Source organism: Pseudomonas sp. TE24901 (assembly GCF_054058375.1).
Genome location: NZ_JBSSAF010000012.1, coordinates 80589 through 97703 on the forward strand (window position 1 = coordinate 80589; position 17115 = coordinate 97703).

Consider the following 17115-nt stretch of genomic DNA (forward strand, 5'->3'; position numbering starts at 1 on the left):
CGGCAACGCTGTGCCTGTCAATCAACCAAAAAAACCAGGAGCTTTTACATGATCACTCGTTTACTCGCCGTTACTGCGCTCACTGTGGTGGCTTGCGCCTGCGCCCAAGCGGCCGAAGGCCCCACCGACTGGACCGGTTTCTACGGTGGCTTGAGTGCCGGCTACGGCTTTGGTGGCGACGGTGACGTCAACACCAAGGGCCAGGCGGCACCGAACATCGCCAATATCAACGGTGGCGCCCGCCCGGGGCGGGTCGACCTGGACCGCAATGGCCTGCTGGGCGGTGCGCAGATCGGCTACAACTACCAGTTTGGCCAATGGGTTGCCGGCATCGAGGCCGATATCTCCCACACCGACCTGCAAGACAGCCGCACTATCGGCACCTCGCAACTCAACACTCACTTGGCGCTGAACAATAAATTCGAATCGAAGATCAAGTACCTCGGTACCCTGCGCGGCCGCTTCGGTTATGCCTTCGACCACACCCTGATCTACGGCACGGCCGGTTTGGCCTACGGTGAAACCAGCCAGAGCGTCGACATGTTCAGCCCTACCGGCAATACCCAGTTCAGCGGTGATCAAAGCCACTTCAAGATGGGTTACACCGTGGGCGCCGGTATCGAACAGGCGATTACCCAGAACCTGTCGTTCAAGACCGAATACCTGTACTACGACCTGGGCGAAGACAAGCTGAACGTGGCGGTGATTCCCGGCAGTGGCGGGGCGGGCACCGGGTACGATTCCAAGTTCAAGAACGATGGGCAGATGCTGCGCGTGGGGCTGAACTGGAAGTTTGATTGACGTGCTGCACAGGGCCTCAGGCGCAGGCGCGTGAGGCTTTCAATGGGCGCGCCGGTCGGTGTTGGTAGAGCTGACCCTGGCGCGCCTTGCGGTGTTTGCGGGACTGGAAGGTGTTCCAGGTGGTGAAGTCGAAGCGCGTGGCCGAGACGACGTTTTCCTGGATAAGCATGATGGGGGCCGGTGTGATCACGTTTGCGTAGTGGGTATTGAGCGTGACTTCGAGCGTGTCTTTGTCGCGGTAGCCGCTGAGCAGGGGGATCAGGGTGAAGGCGTGGTCCACACCGTCCGACTCAGTCGGCCCGCCAACCACGGCAACAATGCCTACATACACTTTTCGGTCACTGAAACTGAACATGCACGGCACTTGTTGTTGAATCGACTCCTTGAGCAACGTCTTGAGCGGTGTGCCTTCAAGAATGCCGAGGGTCAACTGCCAGTCCAACTGCGTGGCATTTTCGAGACTCAGGCGGCTGCTTTTGGACAGGACATACAACCTTGCCCAGCAAAAAGGCATGAGCATCGATGTCAGCCCGACTTGCAGCAGGAACACCCAGAGCGTGCAGTTTTTTTCATTGGCAATATCGAGTTGCACCAACTGGGAACCCAGATAGTCACTGTAGTCGGTCGGGACCAACCTACCGCCCGCGTACAGGTTCTGTTTTGACACGACCAGTACTAGAGCACTCAAGAAGGTGGCTGCAAGCAGGCAAGCGACTCCCAGTCGCGCTACCTGCAGATAAAGTAACTGCCCATCGAAGCGATGCAGGCGGCAGTAGTAATAGGGGTGTTTGATGCAGACCAGATAACCGCTGACCAGCAGTGGCAGAATGATTAGCAGGCCCATGATTCGTCAGTCTCCATTTTGCGGATCTGGCGTATCGCATTCCGATAGTTTTGCGAGGACATGATCTCGACGGGGTCCAGCGAGATGTACCTGCCCGTGATCTTCCAGGTCTTGAGCGACTTGACGGCCTTCGCGGTCGCCAGTTCATCCGGGGTGGGTTTACTGCACAGCAGATGCAATCCAAACATAGCCACAACCTCGAAAAGAAGTAGCCAGTTTTATAGCAAGCGCTCCCAGGCCTTCACCACTGATGGCCGTCACGCCACTGTCGCCAGTTCCCGTAGGAAAGATCTCCATTCGCCCGTGCGGCCTAAAACGTGGGCGGGGTTATCACCCAGATCACCACGGTTTCCACCTTGCCCGGGTTGCCGTAGCGATGGGGCTCGTTGCTGGCAAAGCTGAAACTGTCACCCTCATCCAGCAAAAAGCGCCGCTCACCCACCCACAACTCAAACTGCCCACTCAGTACGTACCCGGCTTCCTCACCCTCATGGCTGTAGCTCTCTTGGCTGTAGGTGCCCGGAGGAAAGCACGAGTGCAGCATTTCGAGCTGGTGATTGGGCAACGGCGTCAGCAGTTGGTCGACAATGCCGTCTTCGTAGCGAATGCTCTGGCGGTTGCTCCTGCGCACCACATAACCTTCGTCCTCCGCTGCCGGCACGGTTTCGCTGGCGAAGAACCACTGGATGGTCACCCCCAGGCTGCGGGCGATATTAAACAGTGCCGGGATCGACGGATAAGCCAGGTTGCGCTCCAGCTGGCTCAGGTAGCCAGCGGTCAATTCGCTCATCTGTGCCAGGTCCGTCAGTGTCAGGCCGCGAGCCTTGCGCAGGCCGCGAATACGGGTGCCCAGAAACAATTGCGCTGATTCGTCGTTCAAAGCGTCCACGCTACCTTCAGTCCTTCATAGATCGCCTCTTCGGCGGTGCGCGGTGCCAGGCAATCGCCGATGCGATCGAAGGGCACCAACCCATGCAATTGTGCGCCTAGAGTGTCTACCGGCTGATGGCCTTGGCACAACACCAGGGTGTCGACCGATTCGAGCAACATCGGCTCACCGCTGGCGGTGTGTTGCAGGTACACGGTGCTGTCATCGCAGCCGTAGAGGCGGGCGTAGGGAATGATCGGGATGCCCAGGCGGTGCAGCTCGCCGGCCAGCTGATCGCGCACATACAGCGGCAAGTTTTCCCCGCAATGCGTACCGTTGACCGCCAGTTGCACGGCGTGGCCGGCGCGCACCAGACGTTCGGCAATGCCAGGGCCGATCCAGTCGCAGCGCCAGTCGACCACCACCACCGAACGACCCAGTTCAACCTCGCCGCGCAGCACTTGCCAGGCGTCGACCACTTGCAGCTCGCCCCCTTGTTCGAAGGCGGGCCAATAGGGTTCGGCGCCGGTGGCGATGATCACGTGATCGGGCTTTTCCCGCTCCACCAGGGCGCGATCAACCCGCGTATTGCGCACCACGCGTACGCCCGCCAACTCCATCTCCCGTTGCAGGTTGGTGCTGGCGCCGCCGAACTCGCTGCGCCGTGGCAGCAACTGCGCCAGAAGCACCTGGCCACCCAATTGCCCACTGGCTTCATAAAGTGTCACCGCGTGCCCGCGTTGCGCCGCTACGGCCGCCGCTTTCATCCCGGCCGGGCCACCGCCGACCACCATCACGCGCTTGCGCATCATCGCTGGGCGCAGGTCGCCGAATTGCAGCTCGCGGCCGGTCTCCGGATGCTGGATGCAGGAGATCGGCAACCCCTTGTGAAAGTGACCGATACACGCCTGGTTGCAGGCAATGCATGCCCGTACATCCTCGGCATGACCGTCGAGGGTCTTGGCTGGCATCAACGGGTCGCAGATCAGCGCGCGCGTCATGCCGCACACATCGGCCTGGCCTCGCGCCAGGATCAACTCGGCCTCCTGGGGCTGGTTGATTCGCCCGGTGACAAATAGCGGAATCGACAGGCTGGCCTTGAACGCCGCCGCCTCATCCGCCAGGTACGCGGCGGCAATCGCCATGGGCGGCACGATGTGAATCGCGCCGCCCAGTGACGCCGATGTGCCTGCAACGATATGCACGTAATCCAGCTGCATTTGCAGGCTCTGCACCGCTTCCAGGGATTCACTTTCGGTGAGGCCGTCGGCATCGCGCTCGTCGGCCGAAATACGCAGGCCGATGATGAAGTGCTCGTCGGTGGCTTGCCGCACGGCGGCGATGATTTCCCGCAGGAACCTCAACCGTTGCTCAAGCGAACCGTTGTATTCGTCGGTGCGCCGGTTGACCCGTGGGTTGAGAAACTGCGCCGGCAAGTAGCCATGGCTCGCAACCACTTCCACGCCGTCAATCCCCGCTTGATGCAACCGCGAGGCCGCCGCCGCGTAGCCCGCGACGATCTCGTCGATCATCGGCTGGTCCAGCGCCCGAGGCATCACGCGGAACCGTTCGTTGGGCACCCCTGACGCGGAGTACGCCACTGCCAGCAGGCCATCGGCCGACTCCATGATTTCGCGGCCCGGGTGAAAGATCTGCGACAACACCACCGTGCCGTGGGCATGGCAGGTCTCGGCCAATTCGCGGTAGCCGTCGATGCAGGCATCGTCCGTGGCCATCAGCACATGGGAGGTGTACCGCGCGCTGTCGTGCACCCCGGCCACCTGCAACACAATCAGCCCCACGCCGCCTGCTGCGCGGGCCCGGTGGTAGGCAATCAACTGCGGGTTGACCCGGTTGTCGGTGGGCATCGACGTGTCGTGCCCGCTGGACATGATCCGGTTCTTCAGGCGTTTGCCCCGCAGTTGCAGGGGCTCGAACAGATGGGGAAAGGCAGTGTGCGACATGGTGCGAATACTCCAGGCGCGGTTATTGTTATTTTTCTATAGGAGGCGAGCGCCAGTAAAAAATCAACCTGTTTTTTTACTGGCGCTGGTTTTTCAGAGGTGCTTGTTTTTCTACTGAAGAGTGGATTAGCGTCGGCACCACCCACCCCGCCCGGAGCATAAAAATGACTCACTCCACCGAACAGCAACTGCGTGAAGAGCTTGCAGCGTGCTACCGCTTGATTGCGCACTACCGCATGAGCGACCTGATCTTTACCCACATTTCGGTGCGCATCCCCGGGCCGGACCATCACTTCCTGATCAACCCCTACGGGCTGATGTTCGATGAGATCACCGCCTCCAGCCTGGTGAAGATCGGCCTGGATGGGCGTGCGGTGGAACCCTCGGCCTATGCGGTCAACCCGGCTGGTTTTGTCATCCACAGTGCGATCCATGGCGCTCGTGAAGACGCCCAGTGCGTGCTGCACACTCACACCCGTGCGGGCTGCGCGGTGGCGGCGCTGGAGTGCGGGCTGTTGCCGGTCAACCAGATATCCATGGAGTTCTACGGCAAGGTTGCCTATCACGACTACGAAGGCGTCGCCCTGGACATGGACGAGCAGCGGCGACTGGTGGCCGACCTCGGTGACAAACCGGTGCTGATGCTGCGCAACCATGGCTTGCTCACGGTGGGCGAGACCGTCAGCCAGGCGTTCCTGCGCATGTACTACCTGGAGAAAGCCTGCGATATCCAGATCGCCGCCCAGGCCTGCGGCACGCTGATCCTGCCGTCTGCCGAGGTATGTGCCTACACCGAACAGCAATTTAACAACCCTGACCGGCCACGGGAGGAGGGCGAACTGGTTGACCTGGACGCCATGCAATTGGCCTGGGCGGCGTTGCTGCGGATGCTGGATCGGGTGTCGCCGGGTTACCGGGACTGATGTAGAGTCTGGCTGCCGACTCAACTGCAGGAAACCCCCGCATGACCCAGGAATCCCGTTTTTCCCGGATGGACCCGGAAGTGCGCAAGGCCAATCTGGTCCAGGCCACGCTGACGTGCCTCAAGCGCGACGGCTTCCAGGGCGCGTCGATTCGCAAGATCAGTGCCGAGGCCGGGGTGTCGGTGGGGCTGATCAGCCATCACTATTCAGGCAAGGATGAGCTGGTCGCCGAGGCCTATCGCACCATCACGGACCAGGTCATGAGCCTGTTGCGCGAGACCATGGCCAAGGCGCCGCCGAACCCGCGGGAGCGATTGTCGGCGCTGTTCCGTGGCTCGTTTTCCCCGGAGCTGCTCGACCCGCACCTGCTGGATGCCTGGCTGGTGTTTTGGGGCGCGGTCAAGACCGCGCCTGCCATCAACCTGGCCCACGAACATTCCTATGGCGAGTACCGCACCATCATGCGTTCGGCACTGACCGACATGGCGAGGGAGGAGGGCTGGGAACACTTCGATGCCGACCTTGCCGCCATCGGCTTGAGCGCCTTGCTTGACGGATTGTGGCTGGAGTCGGGGCTCAACCCCGGCACCTTTACCCCGCAGCAGGGCATCCAGATCTGCGAGGCCTGGGTCGACGGCCTGCAGGGCGCCGGTCGCCAGCGCTATCAGCTCAAACCCTGAGCCCTCCTTGCCGCCTGGGCGCACTGTCCAGGCTGGCATTTCCCCCCTGAAAATATTTGCAGTTTGCCGATTGCCACCTTACTGAACACTCGTTTAGTATCTCGCCATGTCGCACCCCTCAAGCCAATTAAAATAATTCGAGGAAGCCATGACGATCGATTCGCCCGTGCTCACCGCCGTGCAAGCAGGCGTTGCCTGGATCACCCTCAACCGTGGGCCCCAGCGCAATGCGCTCGATATCCCCACCCTCAAGCACCTGCATGCCTTGCTCGACGGTTTCAATGCCGACGCCAGCGTGCGTGTGGTGGTGTTGACCGGCAGTGGCCGCAGCTTCTGCGCCGGTGCCGACCTGGCGGAATGGGCCGATGCCGAAGCCCGTGGCGCCCTGGAAACCTACGGCTGGACCGAAACCGCCCACGCCCTGATGACCCGCCTGCACACCCTCGACAAACCCACGATTGCCGCAATCAACGGCACCGCCGTCGGCGCCGGCATGGACCTGACCCTGTGCTGCGACCTGCGCGTCGCCGCTCAATCAGCCCGCTTCAAGGCCGGCTACACCAGCATGGCCTACTCGCCGGACGCCGGTGCCAGCTGGCACTTGCCGCGCCTGATCGGCAGCGAGCAAGCCAAGCGCCTGTTGTTCCTGGATGAGCTGTGGAGCGCCGACCGTGCGCTGGCTGCCGGGCTGGTGGGCGAAGTGGTCGCCGATGACCAACTGCAGGCCCACACCCTTGAACTGGCAGGGCGCCTGGCCAACGGCCCGACCTTCGCCTTCGCCCAGACCAAGACCCTGATCCGCGAGGGCGCCGACCGCAGCCTGCCCGAGCAATTGCAGGCGGAACTGGCCGCAGGCCTGTTGTGCGGGCGAAGCGCCGACGGTGCCGAAGCCTTGCGCGCCTCCCTGGAAAGACGTCTTCCGATTTTCAGCGGCAAATAACAACAACACCTCCGAACAGGTAGCGCCATGAATTTCCAACTCAGCCAAGAACAAGACATGTTGGTGGACGCGGTACGCAGTTTTGTCGCCAAGGAACTGCTGCCCCATGAAGAGGCCGTGGACCGCGCCGACGAGGTTTCGCCGGCACTGGCCGCACAGATCCGCGACAAGGCGATTGCTGCCGGTTTCTATGCCTTCAACATGCCGGAAGAGGTGGGGGGCGGCGGCCTCGACTACTTGTCCCAGGCCTTGATCGAACGCGAGTTGTCGAAGGTGTCGTGGGCGCTGCACGTGTTTGTCGCGCGCCCCTCCAAGATCCTCATGGCCTGCACCGGCGCGCAGATCGAGGACTATTTGTTGCCGTGCATCCGGGGCGAGAAGATCGACTGCTTTGCCCTCACCGAACCCGGGGCCGGCTCTGACGCCAACGCCATCAAGACCCGCGCCGTGCGCAGTGGTGATGACTTTGTGATCAACGGCAGCAAGCACTTCATCAGCCATGCCGGGCACGCCGACTTCGCCATCGTGTTTGCGGTCACCGACACCTACGAACACAACGGCCGGCAGCGCAATGCAGTGACTTCGTTCCTGGTGGATCGCGGTACGCCGGGCATGACCATCCGCCGTGGCCCCAAGTGCGTGAGCAACCGTGGCTACCACACCTATGAAATGTTTTTCGACGACTGCCGCGTACCCGCGTCAAAGGTGCTGGGCGAAGTCGGCAAGGGCTGGGACGTGGCCAATGCCTGGCTGACGGCCGGCCGTGTGATGGTCGCCGCCAACTGCGTCGGCCAGGCCCAGCGGGCGTTGGATGTGTCGCTGCAATGGGCGGCTGACCGCAAGCAGTTCGGCCAGCCGATCGGCACCTACCAGGGCGTGAGCTTCAAGCTGGCCGACATGGCCACGCAAATCCGCGCCGCCGAGCTGTTGACCCTGCACACCGCCTGGAAGATGGACCAGGGCAGCATGACCGACGGCGAGGCCGGCATGGCCAAGCTGTTTGCCAGTGAAACCCTGGGCAAGGTCGCCGATGAAGCCGTGCAGATTTTCGGCGGCATGGGCTTGATGGACGAAGGTCCGGTGGAGCGCATCTGGCGCAACGCACGGATCGAACGGATCTGGGAGGGCACCTCGGAAATACAGCGCCATATCATCGCCCGCGAACTGTTGCGGCCACTGTTGCGCTGATCGGCGCGGAGAACGCTTATGTCCCAGGCTATTCGCGACAACCTCAAGCGCCTGCTGGCGCCCCGGCATCTGGCCTTTGTGGGCGGACGCAGCATGGCTCGCGCACTCAAGCGCTGTGCCGAGGATGGTTTTGACGGGCCGATGTGGCTGGTCAATCCGCAGCACGACAGCCTCGATGGCATCCCCTGTGTGCGCCGGGTTGCGGACTTGCCCTGCGGCCCGGATGCGGTGTTTATCGCCACCAACCGAGAACTGACGCTGACCTGCGTCGCCGAGCTGGCCGCCATCGGCACCGGCGGCGCCATCTGCTACGCCTCCGGGTTTGCCGAAACGGGGGCCAGCGGCGCGGCCCTGCAGCAACAACTGTTAACCGCTGCGGGCGACATGGCCTTGCTCGGTCCCAACTGCTACGGCCTGCTCGACTACCTGCACAGCTCGGCGCTGTGGCCGGTGGCCCATGGCGGCAAGGCGGTGGAGAAGGGGGTGGCGGTGCTGACCCAAAGCGGCAACTTCGCCTATAACCTGTCCATGAGCGACCGCTCGTTGCCCGTGGCGTACATGGCGTCGGTGGGCAACCAGGCGCAGTTGGGCGTTGCCGAATTGATGGACGTGCTGCTCGATGAGCCGCGCGTCACGGCTATCGGATTGCACCTGGAAGGCTTGAAGAACGTGCCGGGTTTTGCCCGTGCGGCGCACAAGGCGTTGGAAAAAGGCATCCCGATCATCGCGTTGAAAACCGGCGTGTCGCAGATCGGTGCCGAGTTGGCCCTGAGTCACACCAGTTCGTTGTCCGGCTCCGATGCGCTGTATGACAGCCTGTTTGCGCGGCTGGGGGTGATTCGCGTCAGCGGGCCGGTGAGTTTTGTCGAGACCCTCAAGGCCGCCGCGTGCGGCAACCTGCCTGCGGGTCATAGCCTGATCGCACTGGCCTGCTCCGGTGGCGATGCCGGGCTGATTGCCGACTACGCCGAGCGCAACCATCTCACCCTGCCAAAACTCGACGAAGACCAGCGTGGCGAACTGGCCCAGGTGCTGCCCAGCTACGCCAACCTGGTCAACCCGCTGGACTTCACCACCGCCATCTGGGGCGACCGTGAAGCCCTCAACGCCATGCTCGACACAGCGCTGCGCACCGAGGCCGACGCGGCCATGCTGGTGCTGGATTACCCGGCCGAGTTCACCGGTGAGCGCAAGGAATGCGACCTCTTGCTGGAACTGTTTTGCGACGCCCTGGGCCGCCATGGCAAGACCGGGTTTGTCACCTCGGCGTTTCCTGAACTGTTGCCGCCCCATGCCCGCCAACGTTTGCATGCCGAGGGCATTGCGGCGCTGCAAGGGGTCGAGGATGCACTCGCGGCCTGGGGGCGGATTGCGGCGTATCAAACCACCCGCCGTACCTTGCTGGAGCGTGGCGAATCGATCCTTGAACCGCTCTGCCCGCAAGCCCTGGACGGCCAGGGATTGGCGCTGGACGAATGGGCTTCCAAGCAAGCCCTGCGCGCCTTTGGCCTGGCCACGCCAGCCGGGGTGCTGAGCACGCCGGGGCGGGCCGTGGGCGATGCCGAGTTGCTGGGGTACCCGCTGGCGCTCAAGGCGGTCAGTGCAGATTTGCCGCATAAAACCGAAGCGGGCGCCGTGGCGCTCAACCTCAAGGACGGGGTCGCGCTGAGCACTGCGCTTACGCTGATGCGTGAGCACATCGCCGCGTACGCGCCGACAGTGGTGTTCGATCAGTTGTTGTTGGAGTCCATGGCCACGCCACCGTTGGCCGAGTTGATCGTGGGCATCAAGCGCGAAAACGATTTCGGCCTGGCCCTGGTCATTGGCGCGGGCGGCATCCTGGTGGAACTGCTCAAGGACAGTCGCAGCCTGTTGCTGCCCACCACCGATGATGCAATCCGCAACGCCTTGCTCAGCCTGCGCAGCGCGACCTTGCTGCAAGGCTTTCGCGGGCGAGACATGGCGGACATCGAAAGCGTGGTCGCAGCGATCCGTGCGGTGGCCGATTACGCCTGTGCCAACGCCGGGCGCTTGCTGGAGCTGGATGTGAACCCACTGCTGGTCAGCGCCCACGGCACCACGGCGGTCGATGCGTTGATCCGCCTGGGAGGTGAACATGTTTGACAAGACGATGACAGGTGGCCAGGCCCTGGTGCGGCTGCTGGCCAACTACGGCGTCGATACGGTTTTCGGCATTCCTGGGGTTCACACCCTGGAGCTGTACCGAGGCCTGCCTGGCAGTGGCATTCGCCATGTGCTGACCCGCCACGAACAGGGCGCCGGCTTCATGGCCGACGGCTATGCGCGGGTCAGCGGCAAGCCGGGGGTGTGCTTCGTGATCACCGGCCCCGGCGTGACCAATGCTGCCACGGCCATCGGCCAGGCCTATGCCGATTCAATTCCGATGCTGGTGATCTCCAGCGTCAACAGCACCGCCAGCCTTGGCAAGGGGTGGGGGATCCTGCATGAAACCCAGGACCAACGGGCGATCACGGCACCGATCACCGCATTTTCGGCGGTGGCGTTGAGCGCCGAAGATTTGCCTGAACTGATCGCCCGGGCTTACGCGGTGTTCGACGGCGAACGGCCGCGTCCGGTGCACATCTCGGTGCCGCTGGATGTGCTGGCGGCGCCGATCAAGCGTGACTGGAGCAACGAGGTGGTCCGCCGCCCGGGGCGCGGCCTGCCATCGACAGAGGCGTTGGAACAGGCGGTGGCCAAGCTCGCGGCGGCCAAACGGCCGATGATCATTGCCGGTGGCGGCGCGCTGGGTGCCGGTGAAGCTTTGCAGCGCTTGAGCACGCAATTGGCCGCGCCGTTTTTCACCAGTGTGGCGGGCAAGGGGCTGTTGCCGATCAATGACCCGCTGAATGCCGGTTCGACCCTGTGCGTGGAACCCGGTTGGCAACTGATCAGTGAGGCGGATGTGGTGCTGGCCGTCGGCACGGAAATGGCCGACACCGATTATTGGCGCGAGCGCTTGCCGCTCACCGGAGAGCTGTTGCGGGTGGATATCGACCCGCGCAAGTTCAATGATTTCTACCCCTGCGCGGTGGCGTTGCGCGGTGATGCCCAGCAGACACTGTTGGCGTTGCTGGAACGCTTGCCGTCGATATCGCGTGACCCCGCCGAGGCGGTTGAAAAAGTTGCGACACTGCTGCAGGCCGTCGAGCTTGGGCATGGTCCGTTGCAGTCGATTCACCAGGCCATTCTCGACCGCATCGCGGCCGAGCTGCCGGCCAACGCGTTCATCAGCAGCGACATGACCCAGCTGGCCTACACCGGCAATTACGCCTACCAGAGCCGAGCGCCGCGCAGTTGGCTGCACCCCACAGGCTACGGGACCCTCGGTTACGGTTTGCCGGCCGGCATCGGCGCCAAGTTCGGCGCGCCGCAGCGGCCGGGCCTGGTGCTGGTGGGCGATGGCGGTTTTCTCTACACCGCCCAGGAACTGGCCACCGCCGTCGAAGAACTGGACAGCCCGCTGGTGGTACTGCTGTGGAACAACGACGCCCTGGGCCAGATTCGCGATGACATGCTGAGCCTCGACATCGAGCCCATCGGCGTACTGCCGCGCAACCCGGATTTTGCGCTGTTCGCCCAGGCGTTCGGCTGCACCGTGAACCAGCCACACAATCTGGATGAATTGCAGACGGACTTGCGCAATGGTTTCAAACGCAATGGCGTGACCTTGATCGAGCTGAAACATGCCTATGCCTGTTGACCTTTAGAGGAACAAGACCATGAGCGAAAACAACAACAAAATGACTCAAGCGATGCACCGACGGGACTTCCTCAAGCACAGCGCTGTCGCGGGTGCGGTAGCCGCCGCGTTCTCCATGGGCTTGCCGTTTTCGGCCTTTGCCGCAGACGCCACCCCAAAGCCCGGTGGCGTGCTGCGCCTGGGCCTGGCCGGGGGCAGCACCACCGATTCTCGCGACCCCGGCTCCTGGGTCGATACCTTCACCTTCGTCGGCTTCTCGGCGGTGTACAACACGCTGACGGAAATTGCCGTCGACGGCACCGCCATCCCCGAACTGGCCGAGCGGTTCGAGTCCACTCCGGATGCGCGGGTGTGGACCTTCACCCTGCGCCAGGGCGTGACGTTCCATAACGGCAAAGGCCTGACCGCCGAAGACGTGGTGGTGTCGATCAATCACCACCTGAGCAAAGACTCCACCTCGGCGGCCAAGACCGTGCTCGGCGATGTCGCCAGCGTCAGTGCCAAGGGCAACGACACGGTGGTGTTCGAGCTGCATTCGGGCAACGCCGACTTCGCCTATGTGGTCGCCGACTACCACCTGGTGATCATGCCTGCCAAGGACGGCGTGGCCGACTGGAGAGCCGGCGTGGGCACCAGCGGTTACCGCCTGAAAAGCTTTGAGCCCGGCGTGCGCATGGACCTGGAGCGCAACCCCGATTACTGGAAACCGGACCGCGCGCACTTCGCCAGCGCCGAGCTGTTGGCCATTGCCGACGGGGCGGCACGGGTCAACGCGTTGGTCACCGGGCAAGTGGACGTGATCAACAAGGTCGACCTGAAGACCGTGGCACTGCTCAAGCGCAACCCCAATCTGGTGATCGAGGAAACCAAAGGCGCCCAGCACTACACCTTCCCGATGCTCTGCGACAGCAACGAATTCAAGAACAACGACATCCGCATGGCGATGAAGCACGCCATCAACCGCGAAAGCTTGCTGGCGTCGGTACTGTACGGCTATGGCCTGGTGGGCAACGATCACCCGATCCAGCCTGGTAGTCGCTTTATCAACGCCGCGTTGGAGCAACGCACCTACGACCCGGACAAGTCACGCTTCTACCTGCGCAAGGCCGGCGTGGAGTCGCTCAAGGTGCGCCTGCAAGCGTCCGACGCGGCCTACACCGGCGCGGTGGATGCCTCGGTGTTGTTCAAGGAGCAGGCGCGCCAGGCCGGTATCGATATTGACGTGGTGCGCGAGCCGGCGGATGGGTTCTTCTCCAATGTGTGGATGAAGCAGCCGTTCACCACCTCGTTCTGGTACAGCAGCCTGACCGCCGACCGCATGTTCAGCATCGGCTATGCCAAGGGCGCGGCCTGGAACGAAACCCACTGGGACAACCCGCGCTTCAACCAATTGCTCACCGCTGCCCGTGGTGAGATGAACGCACCGCTGCGCCAGGAGATGTACAACGAAATGCAGGCCCTGTGCCGGGACGACGGCGGCGCGATTGTGCCGTTGTTTGCAAGCTCCGTGGCGGCACGCTCAAACCGCGTGGCCCATGGCGCGCAGACCGCACCGTATGGCGAGTTGGATGGGCTGCGGCTGATCGAGCGGTGGTGGCAGGCGTAGAGATCCTCCAGCCAATGAATATCCAATGTGCGAGCTGGCTTGCCTGCGATGAGGTCCGCCCATTCGCTGCAAGCCTTAAGGCCGCCATCGCAGGCAAGCCAGCTCCCACATTAGATGGGTGCAGTCTCGACGAGCCTATTCACCTCATGAGAATCGTCCATGAATAGCCTGTTCAAATTAATCCTCCAGCGCCTCGCCCTAGGCGTGTTGTCACTGTTCGCCGTCTCGGTGATCATCTTTCTCGCCGTGGGCATGCTGCCCGGTGACATCGCCCAGGCCATGCTCGGCCAGTCCGCCACGCCGGAAACCGTGGCGGCGTTTCGGGCGCAGCTGGGCCTGGACCTGCCGCCGCTTACGCGTTTTGCGCAATGGCTGCTGCGCCTGTTGCACGGCGATCTGGGCGCTTCGCTGGCCAACCAGCGACCCATCGCCGACTTGATCGGCGCGCGCCTGGGCAACACCTTGAGCCTGGCCGCGCTGGCGGCGTTGGTCTCCGTACCCACCGCCTTGGTGCTGGGCATGCTGGCGGCGCTGTACCGCAACAGCTGGTTCGATCGCCTGCTCAATACCTCGGCGCTCAGCGCGGTGTCGTTCCCGGAGTTCTTTGTCGCCTACCTGCTGATCCTGGTGTTCTCGGTGAAACTCGGCTGGTTCCCCAGCCTGTCCAACCTGGCGCCGGACGCCACCCTGGGCACGATCCTGGAGCGCTCAGTGTTGCCGGTCGCCACCCTGAGCCTGGTGGTGATCGCGCAGATGATGCGCATGACCCGCGCCTCGCTGATCAACCTGCTGGCCAGCCCGTATATCGAGATGGCGCGCCTGAAGGGCATCAGCCAGTCGCGGATTATCTGGAAGCACGCGTTGCCCAACGCGCTGGCGCCCATCGTCAACGTGATCGCGCTGAACCTGGCGTACCTGGTGGTGGGGGTGGTGGTGGTCGAAGTGGTGTTCGTCTACCCAGGCCTGGGCCAGTTGCTGGTGGACTCGGTGTCCAAGCGCGACATCCCGGTGGTACAGGCGTGCAGTCTGATCTTTGCCGCGACCTACATCCTGCTCAATACCGGGGCGGACGTGCTGTCCATCGCCAGCAACCCACGCCTGATGCATCCGAAGGGGTAGACCATGAACCTGTTGAGCCAAGTGGCCCGGGCGCCGTTGAGCGCCAAGTTCGGCCTGCTGATCATTGTGTTGTACATCGCGGTGGCGGTGTTTGCGCCGGTGCTGGCGCCCTATGGCGAAACCCAGGTGGTGGGCGAGGGTTTCGCGCCCTGGAGCGGCCAGTTCCTGCTGGGCACCGATAACCTGGGGCGCGACATGTTCAGCCGCCTGGTGTACGGCGCGCGCAACACCTTGGGCATCGCTTTTCTGACCACCACCCTCGCGTTTTTGCTGGGGGGCTTGAGTGGTTTAGTGGCGGCGATCAAGGGCGGCTGGATCGACCAGGGCTTGTCGCGGGTGGTGGACGTGCTGATGGCGATCCCGCAGCTGATTTTCGCGCTGTTGATCCTCAGCGTGGTCGGCACCAACGCCACCTCGCTGGTGCTGGTGATTGCGTTGTTGGATTCGACCCGGGTGTTTCGCCTGTCCCGTGCCGTGGCGATGACCGTGGTGGTGCAGGACTTCGTCGAGGCCGCGCGCCTGCGCGGCGAAGGCCTGTGGTGGCTGGTCACCCGCGAAGTGTTGCCCAACGTGGCCGCGCCGTTGATTGCTGAATTCGGCCTGCGCTTCTGCTTTGTCTTTCTGTTTATCAGTGCGCTGTCGTTCCTCGGCCTGGGCATCCAACCGCCGACCGCCGACTGGGGCAGCATGGTGCGTGACAACGCGGTGCTGATCACCTTTGGTGACATCAGCCCGTTGCTGCCGGCGCTGGCCGTGGCGTTGATCACGGTGAGTGTGAATTTCGTCGTCGACTGGATGCTGCATAAATCCAGCGGCCTGAAGGAGTGTTGAGGATGGACACGCCATTGCTGGAAATCCGCAACCTGCAGATCGAAGGGCATTACGAAGACGCGTGGCACCCGCTGATCAAGGGCATCGACCTGACCTTGCAGCGCGGCGAAGTGCTGGGGTTGATCGGTGAGTCGGGGGCGGGCAAGTCCACCCTTGGCCTGGCCGCGATGGGCTATGCGCGGGACGGTTGCCGCATCACCGGTGGCTCGGTGTGTTTTGATGGGATCCAGCTGCTGCAGGCCAAGCCCGAAACCCTGCGCAAGCTGCGCGGCCTGCGTATCGCCTATGTGGCCCAGAGCGCGGCGGCGTCGTTCAACCCGGCCCACCGGCTGATCGATCAGCACGTGGAAACCGCCGTGATCAATGGCGGCATCAACCGTGCCCAAGCCGAGCGCGAGGCGGTGGAGTTGTACCGCGTGCTGCGCCTGCCCAACCCGGAAACCATTGGCCAGCGTTACCCCCATCAAGTCTCGGGCGGGCAGTTGCAGCGGGTGATGACGGCGATGGCCATGGCCTGCCACCCGGACCTGATCATCTTCGACGAACCCACCACCGCCCTCGACGTCACCACCCAGATCGAAGTGCTGGCTGCCATCCGAGATGCGGTGAAAACCTTCGGCAGCGCCGCGCTGTACATCAGCCATGACCTGGCAGTGGTGGCGCAGATGGCCGACCGCATCATGGTGTTGCGCCACGGTAAGCTGGTGGAAGAGGCCGATACCCGCAGCATGCTCAGCCAGCCGCAGCAGGACTACACCAAGTCGCTGTGGGCGGTGCGCAGTTTCCGCACTGAGCCCAAGGCCTGCCCGACGCAGCAGGTGCCGTTGCTGGAGGTGCGCCAGGCGTGCGCCAGTTATGGGCACCAGCCGGTGCTGCATGACGTGTCGATGAAGCTGTATCGCGGCCAGACCCTGGCAGTGATCGGCGAGTCCGGCAGCGGCAAAAGCTCCACGGCGCGGTTGATCACCGGTTTGCTGCCGGCCACGGCCGGGCAGGTGATGTACGACGGCGAAGCGCTGCCGGTGGATTTTCGGCGGCGTAGCAAGGAGCAGTTGCGGCGCATCCAGATGATCTACCAGATCCCGGACACCGCGCTGAACCCGCGCCAGCGCATCGTCGACATCATTGGCCGCCCGCTCACGTTTTACCTGGGGCTCAAAGGCAAGGCCCTGCGCGCCCGCGTTGCCGAGCTACTGGAGATGATCGAGCTGGACCCGGCGGTGTTCATGGAGCGCCAGCCACGGGAGTTGTCCGGTGGGCAGAAGCAACGCATCTGCATCGCCCGCGCCCTGGCGGCTGACCCGCAATTGATTATCTGCGACGAAGTCACCTCGGCCCTCGATCAACTGGTGGCCGAAGGCGTGCTGAAGCTGCTCAACCGGATCCAGCAGCAACTCGGCGTGGCTTACCTGTTTATCACCCATGACGTCGCCACTGTGCGCGCCATCGCCGACGAGGTGGTGGTGATGCAGCGGGGCAGGGTGGTGGACCAGGGCAGCCGCAGTGCGATTTTCACCCCGCCGTACCAGGACTACACCGGCCTGCTGTTCTCATCTGAGCCGGAAATGGACCCCGACTGGCTCGACCACTTGCTGGCCCAACGGGCGGCCCCCACTGTTTGAGGAAC

The 17115-nt window shown here is 63.2% G+C and carries 15 protein-coding genes; 11 read left to right on the forward strand and 4 right to left on the reverse strand.

The features are described from left to right. Window positions 1-48: 48 nt before the first annotated feature. Window positions 49-801: an outer membrane protein gene (locus ACVWVP_RS23100; RefSeq protein ID WP_457408225.1), complete on the forward strand. Its 753-nt coding sequence runs from the start codon at window positions 49-51 to the stop codon at window positions 799-801. Between the two features lie 16 nt (window positions 802-817). Here the strand turns inward: ACVWVP_RS23100 and ACVWVP_RS23105 are convergent, their stop codons facing one another. From ACVWVP_RS23105 to ACVWVP_RS23120, 4 genes are all read right to left on the reverse strand, one after another. Next, on the reverse strand, window positions 818-1645 hold the full coding sequence (locus ACVWVP_RS23105; RefSeq protein WP_457408227.1) for a hypothetical protein: 828 nt from the start codon (window positions 1643-1645) through the stop codon (window positions 818-820). Continuing rightward, window positions 1633-1833, reverse strand: coding sequence for a hypothetical protein (locus ACVWVP_RS23110; RefSeq protein WP_178924047.1), 201 nt, complete (start codon window positions 1831-1833; stop codon window positions 1633-1635). Before ACVWVP_RS23110 ends, ACVWVP_RS23105 begins: the two co-directional genes overlap by 13 nt. 122 nt (window positions 1834-1955) lie before the next feature. Then, a complete protein-coding gene (locus ACVWVP_RS23115; protein WP_178924048.1) occupies window positions 1956-2534 on the reverse strand; it encodes a cupin domain-containing protein in 579 nt (192 codons plus the stop codon). Next, on the reverse strand, window positions 2522-4477 hold the full coding sequence (locus ACVWVP_RS23120; protein WP_457408231.1) for an oxidoreductase: 1956 nt from the start codon (window positions 4475-4477) through the stop codon (window positions 2522-2524). Before ACVWVP_RS23120 ends, ACVWVP_RS23115 begins: the two co-directional genes overlap by 13 nt. 164 nt (window positions 4478-4641) lie before the next feature. Here ACVWVP_RS23120 and ACVWVP_RS23125 point away from each other — a divergent pair, with 164 nt between their 5' ends. From ACVWVP_RS23125 to ACVWVP_RS23170, 10 genes are all read left to right on the forward strand, one after another. Next, the gene (locus ACVWVP_RS23125) at window positions 4642-5400 is read left to right on the forward strand and encodes a class II aldolase/adducin family protein (RefSeq protein ID WP_178924052.1); all 759 of its coding nucleotides are present in this window, start codon (window positions 4642-4644) and stop codon (window positions 5398-5400) included. A 41-nt stretch (window positions 5401-5441) separates the two neighbouring features. Further along, window positions 5442-6080 (forward strand): TetR family transcriptional regulator C-terminal domain-containing protein, encoded by a 639-nt coding sequence (locus ACVWVP_RS23130; RefSeq protein ID WP_178924053.1) that lies wholly within the window; start codon window positions 5442-5444, stop codon window positions 6078-6080. A gap of 148 nt (window positions 6081-6228) precedes the next feature. Continuing rightward, a complete protein-coding gene (locus tag ACVWVP_RS23135) occupies window positions 6229-7020 on the forward strand; it encodes an enoyl-CoA hydratase/isomerase family protein (RefSeq protein ID WP_178924055.1) in 792 nt (263 codons plus the stop codon). Window positions 7021-7047: 27 nt separating this feature from the next. Further along, window positions 7048-8208 (forward strand): acyl-CoA dehydrogenase family protein, encoded by a 1161-nt coding sequence (locus ACVWVP_RS23140; protein WP_178924057.1) that lies wholly within the window; start codon window positions 7048-7050, stop codon window positions 8206-8208. A gap of 18 nt (window positions 8209-8226) precedes the next feature. Beyond that, window positions 8227-10332, forward strand: coding sequence for an acetate--CoA ligase family protein (locus tag ACVWVP_RS23145; protein ID WP_457408234.1), 2106 nt, complete (start codon window positions 8227-8229; stop codon window positions 10330-10332). Beyond that, window positions 10325-11932, forward strand: coding sequence for a 5-guanidino-2-oxopentanoate decarboxylase (locus ACVWVP_RS23150; protein ID WP_457408236.1), 1608 nt, complete (start codon window positions 10325-10327; stop codon window positions 11930-11932). Before ACVWVP_RS23145 ends, ACVWVP_RS23150 begins: the two co-directional genes overlap by 8 nt. Window positions 11933-11951: 19 nt before the next feature. Further along, window positions 11952-13538, forward strand: a complete 1587-nt coding sequence (locus tag ACVWVP_RS23155; RefSeq protein ID WP_178924063.1) for an ABC transporter substrate-binding protein — start codon at window positions 11952-11954, stop codon at window positions 13536-13538. 159 nt (window positions 13539-13697) lie between these two features. Continuing rightward, on the forward strand, window positions 13698-14657 hold the full coding sequence (locus ACVWVP_RS23160; RefSeq protein ID WP_178924065.1) for an ABC transporter permease: 960 nt from the start codon (window positions 13698-13700) through the stop codon (window positions 14655-14657). 3 nt (window positions 14658-14660) lie between these two features. Then, window positions 14661-15488 (forward strand): ABC transporter permease, encoded by an 828-nt coding sequence (locus ACVWVP_RS23165; protein ID WP_457408238.1) that lies wholly within the window; start codon window positions 14661-14663, stop codon window positions 15486-15488. Between the two features lie 2 nt (window positions 15489-15490). Continuing rightward, window positions 15491-17110 (forward strand): ABC transporter ATP-binding protein, encoded by a 1620-nt coding sequence (locus ACVWVP_RS23170; RefSeq protein WP_457408241.1) that lies wholly within the window; start codon window positions 15491-15493, stop codon window positions 17108-17110. Window positions 17111-17115 lie beyond the last annotated feature (5 nt).

Excerpts from the sequence above, each read along its gene's own strand:
- ACVWVP_RS23100 (WP_457408225.1), top strand. The coding sequence starts at position 49 with ATGATCACTCGTTTACTCGCCGTTACTGCGCTCACTGTGGTGGCTTGC.
- ACVWVP_RS23105 (WP_457408227.1), bottom strand. The coding sequence starts at position 1,645 with ATGGGCCTGCTAATCATTCTGCCACTGCTGGTCAGCGGTTATCTGGTC.
- ACVWVP_RS23110 (WP_178924047.1), bottom strand. The coding sequence starts at position 1,833 with ATGTTTGGATTGCATCTGCTGTGCAGTAAACCCACCCCGGATGAACTG.
- ACVWVP_RS23120 (WP_457408231.1), bottom strand. The coding sequence starts at position 4,477 with ATGTCGCACACTGCCTTTCCCCATCTGTTCGAGCCCCTGCAACTGCGG.
- ACVWVP_RS23125 (WP_178924052.1), top strand. The coding sequence starts at position 4,642 with ATGACTCACTCCACCGAACAGCAACTGCGTGAAGAGCTTGCAGCGTGC.
- ACVWVP_RS23130 (WP_178924053.1), top strand. The coding sequence starts at position 5,442 with ATGACCCAGGAATCCCGTTTTTCCCGGATGGACCCGGAAGTGCGCAAG.
- ACVWVP_RS23135 (WP_178924055.1), top strand. The coding sequence starts at position 6,229 with ATGACGATCGATTCGCCCGTGCTCACCGCCGTGCAAGCAGGCGTTGCC.
- ACVWVP_RS23140 (WP_178924057.1), top strand. The coding sequence starts at position 7,048 with ATGAATTTCCAACTCAGCCAAGAACAAGACATGTTGGTGGACGCGGTA.
- ACVWVP_RS23145 (WP_457408234.1), top strand. The coding sequence starts at position 8,227 with ATGTCCCAGGCTATTCGCGACAACCTCAAGCGCCTGCTGGCGCCCCGG.
- ACVWVP_RS23150 (WP_457408236.1), top strand. The coding sequence starts at position 10,325 with ATGTTTGACAAGACGATGACAGGTGGCCAGGCCCTGGTGCGGCTGCTG.
- ACVWVP_RS23155 (WP_178924063.1), top strand. The coding sequence starts at position 11,952 with ATGAGCGAAAACAACAACAAAATGACTCAAGCGATGCACCGACGGGAC.
- ACVWVP_RS23160 (WP_178924065.1), top strand. The coding sequence starts at position 13,698 with ATGAATAGCCTGTTCAAATTAATCCTCCAGCGCCTCGCCCTAGGCGTG.
- ACVWVP_RS23165 (WP_457408238.1), top strand. The coding sequence starts at position 14,661 with ATGAACCTGTTGAGCCAAGTGGCCCGGGCGCCGTTGAGCGCCAAGTTC.
- ACVWVP_RS23170 (WP_457408241.1), top strand. The coding sequence starts at position 15,491 with ATGGACACGCCATTGCTGGAAATCCGCAACCTGCAGATCGAAGGGCAT.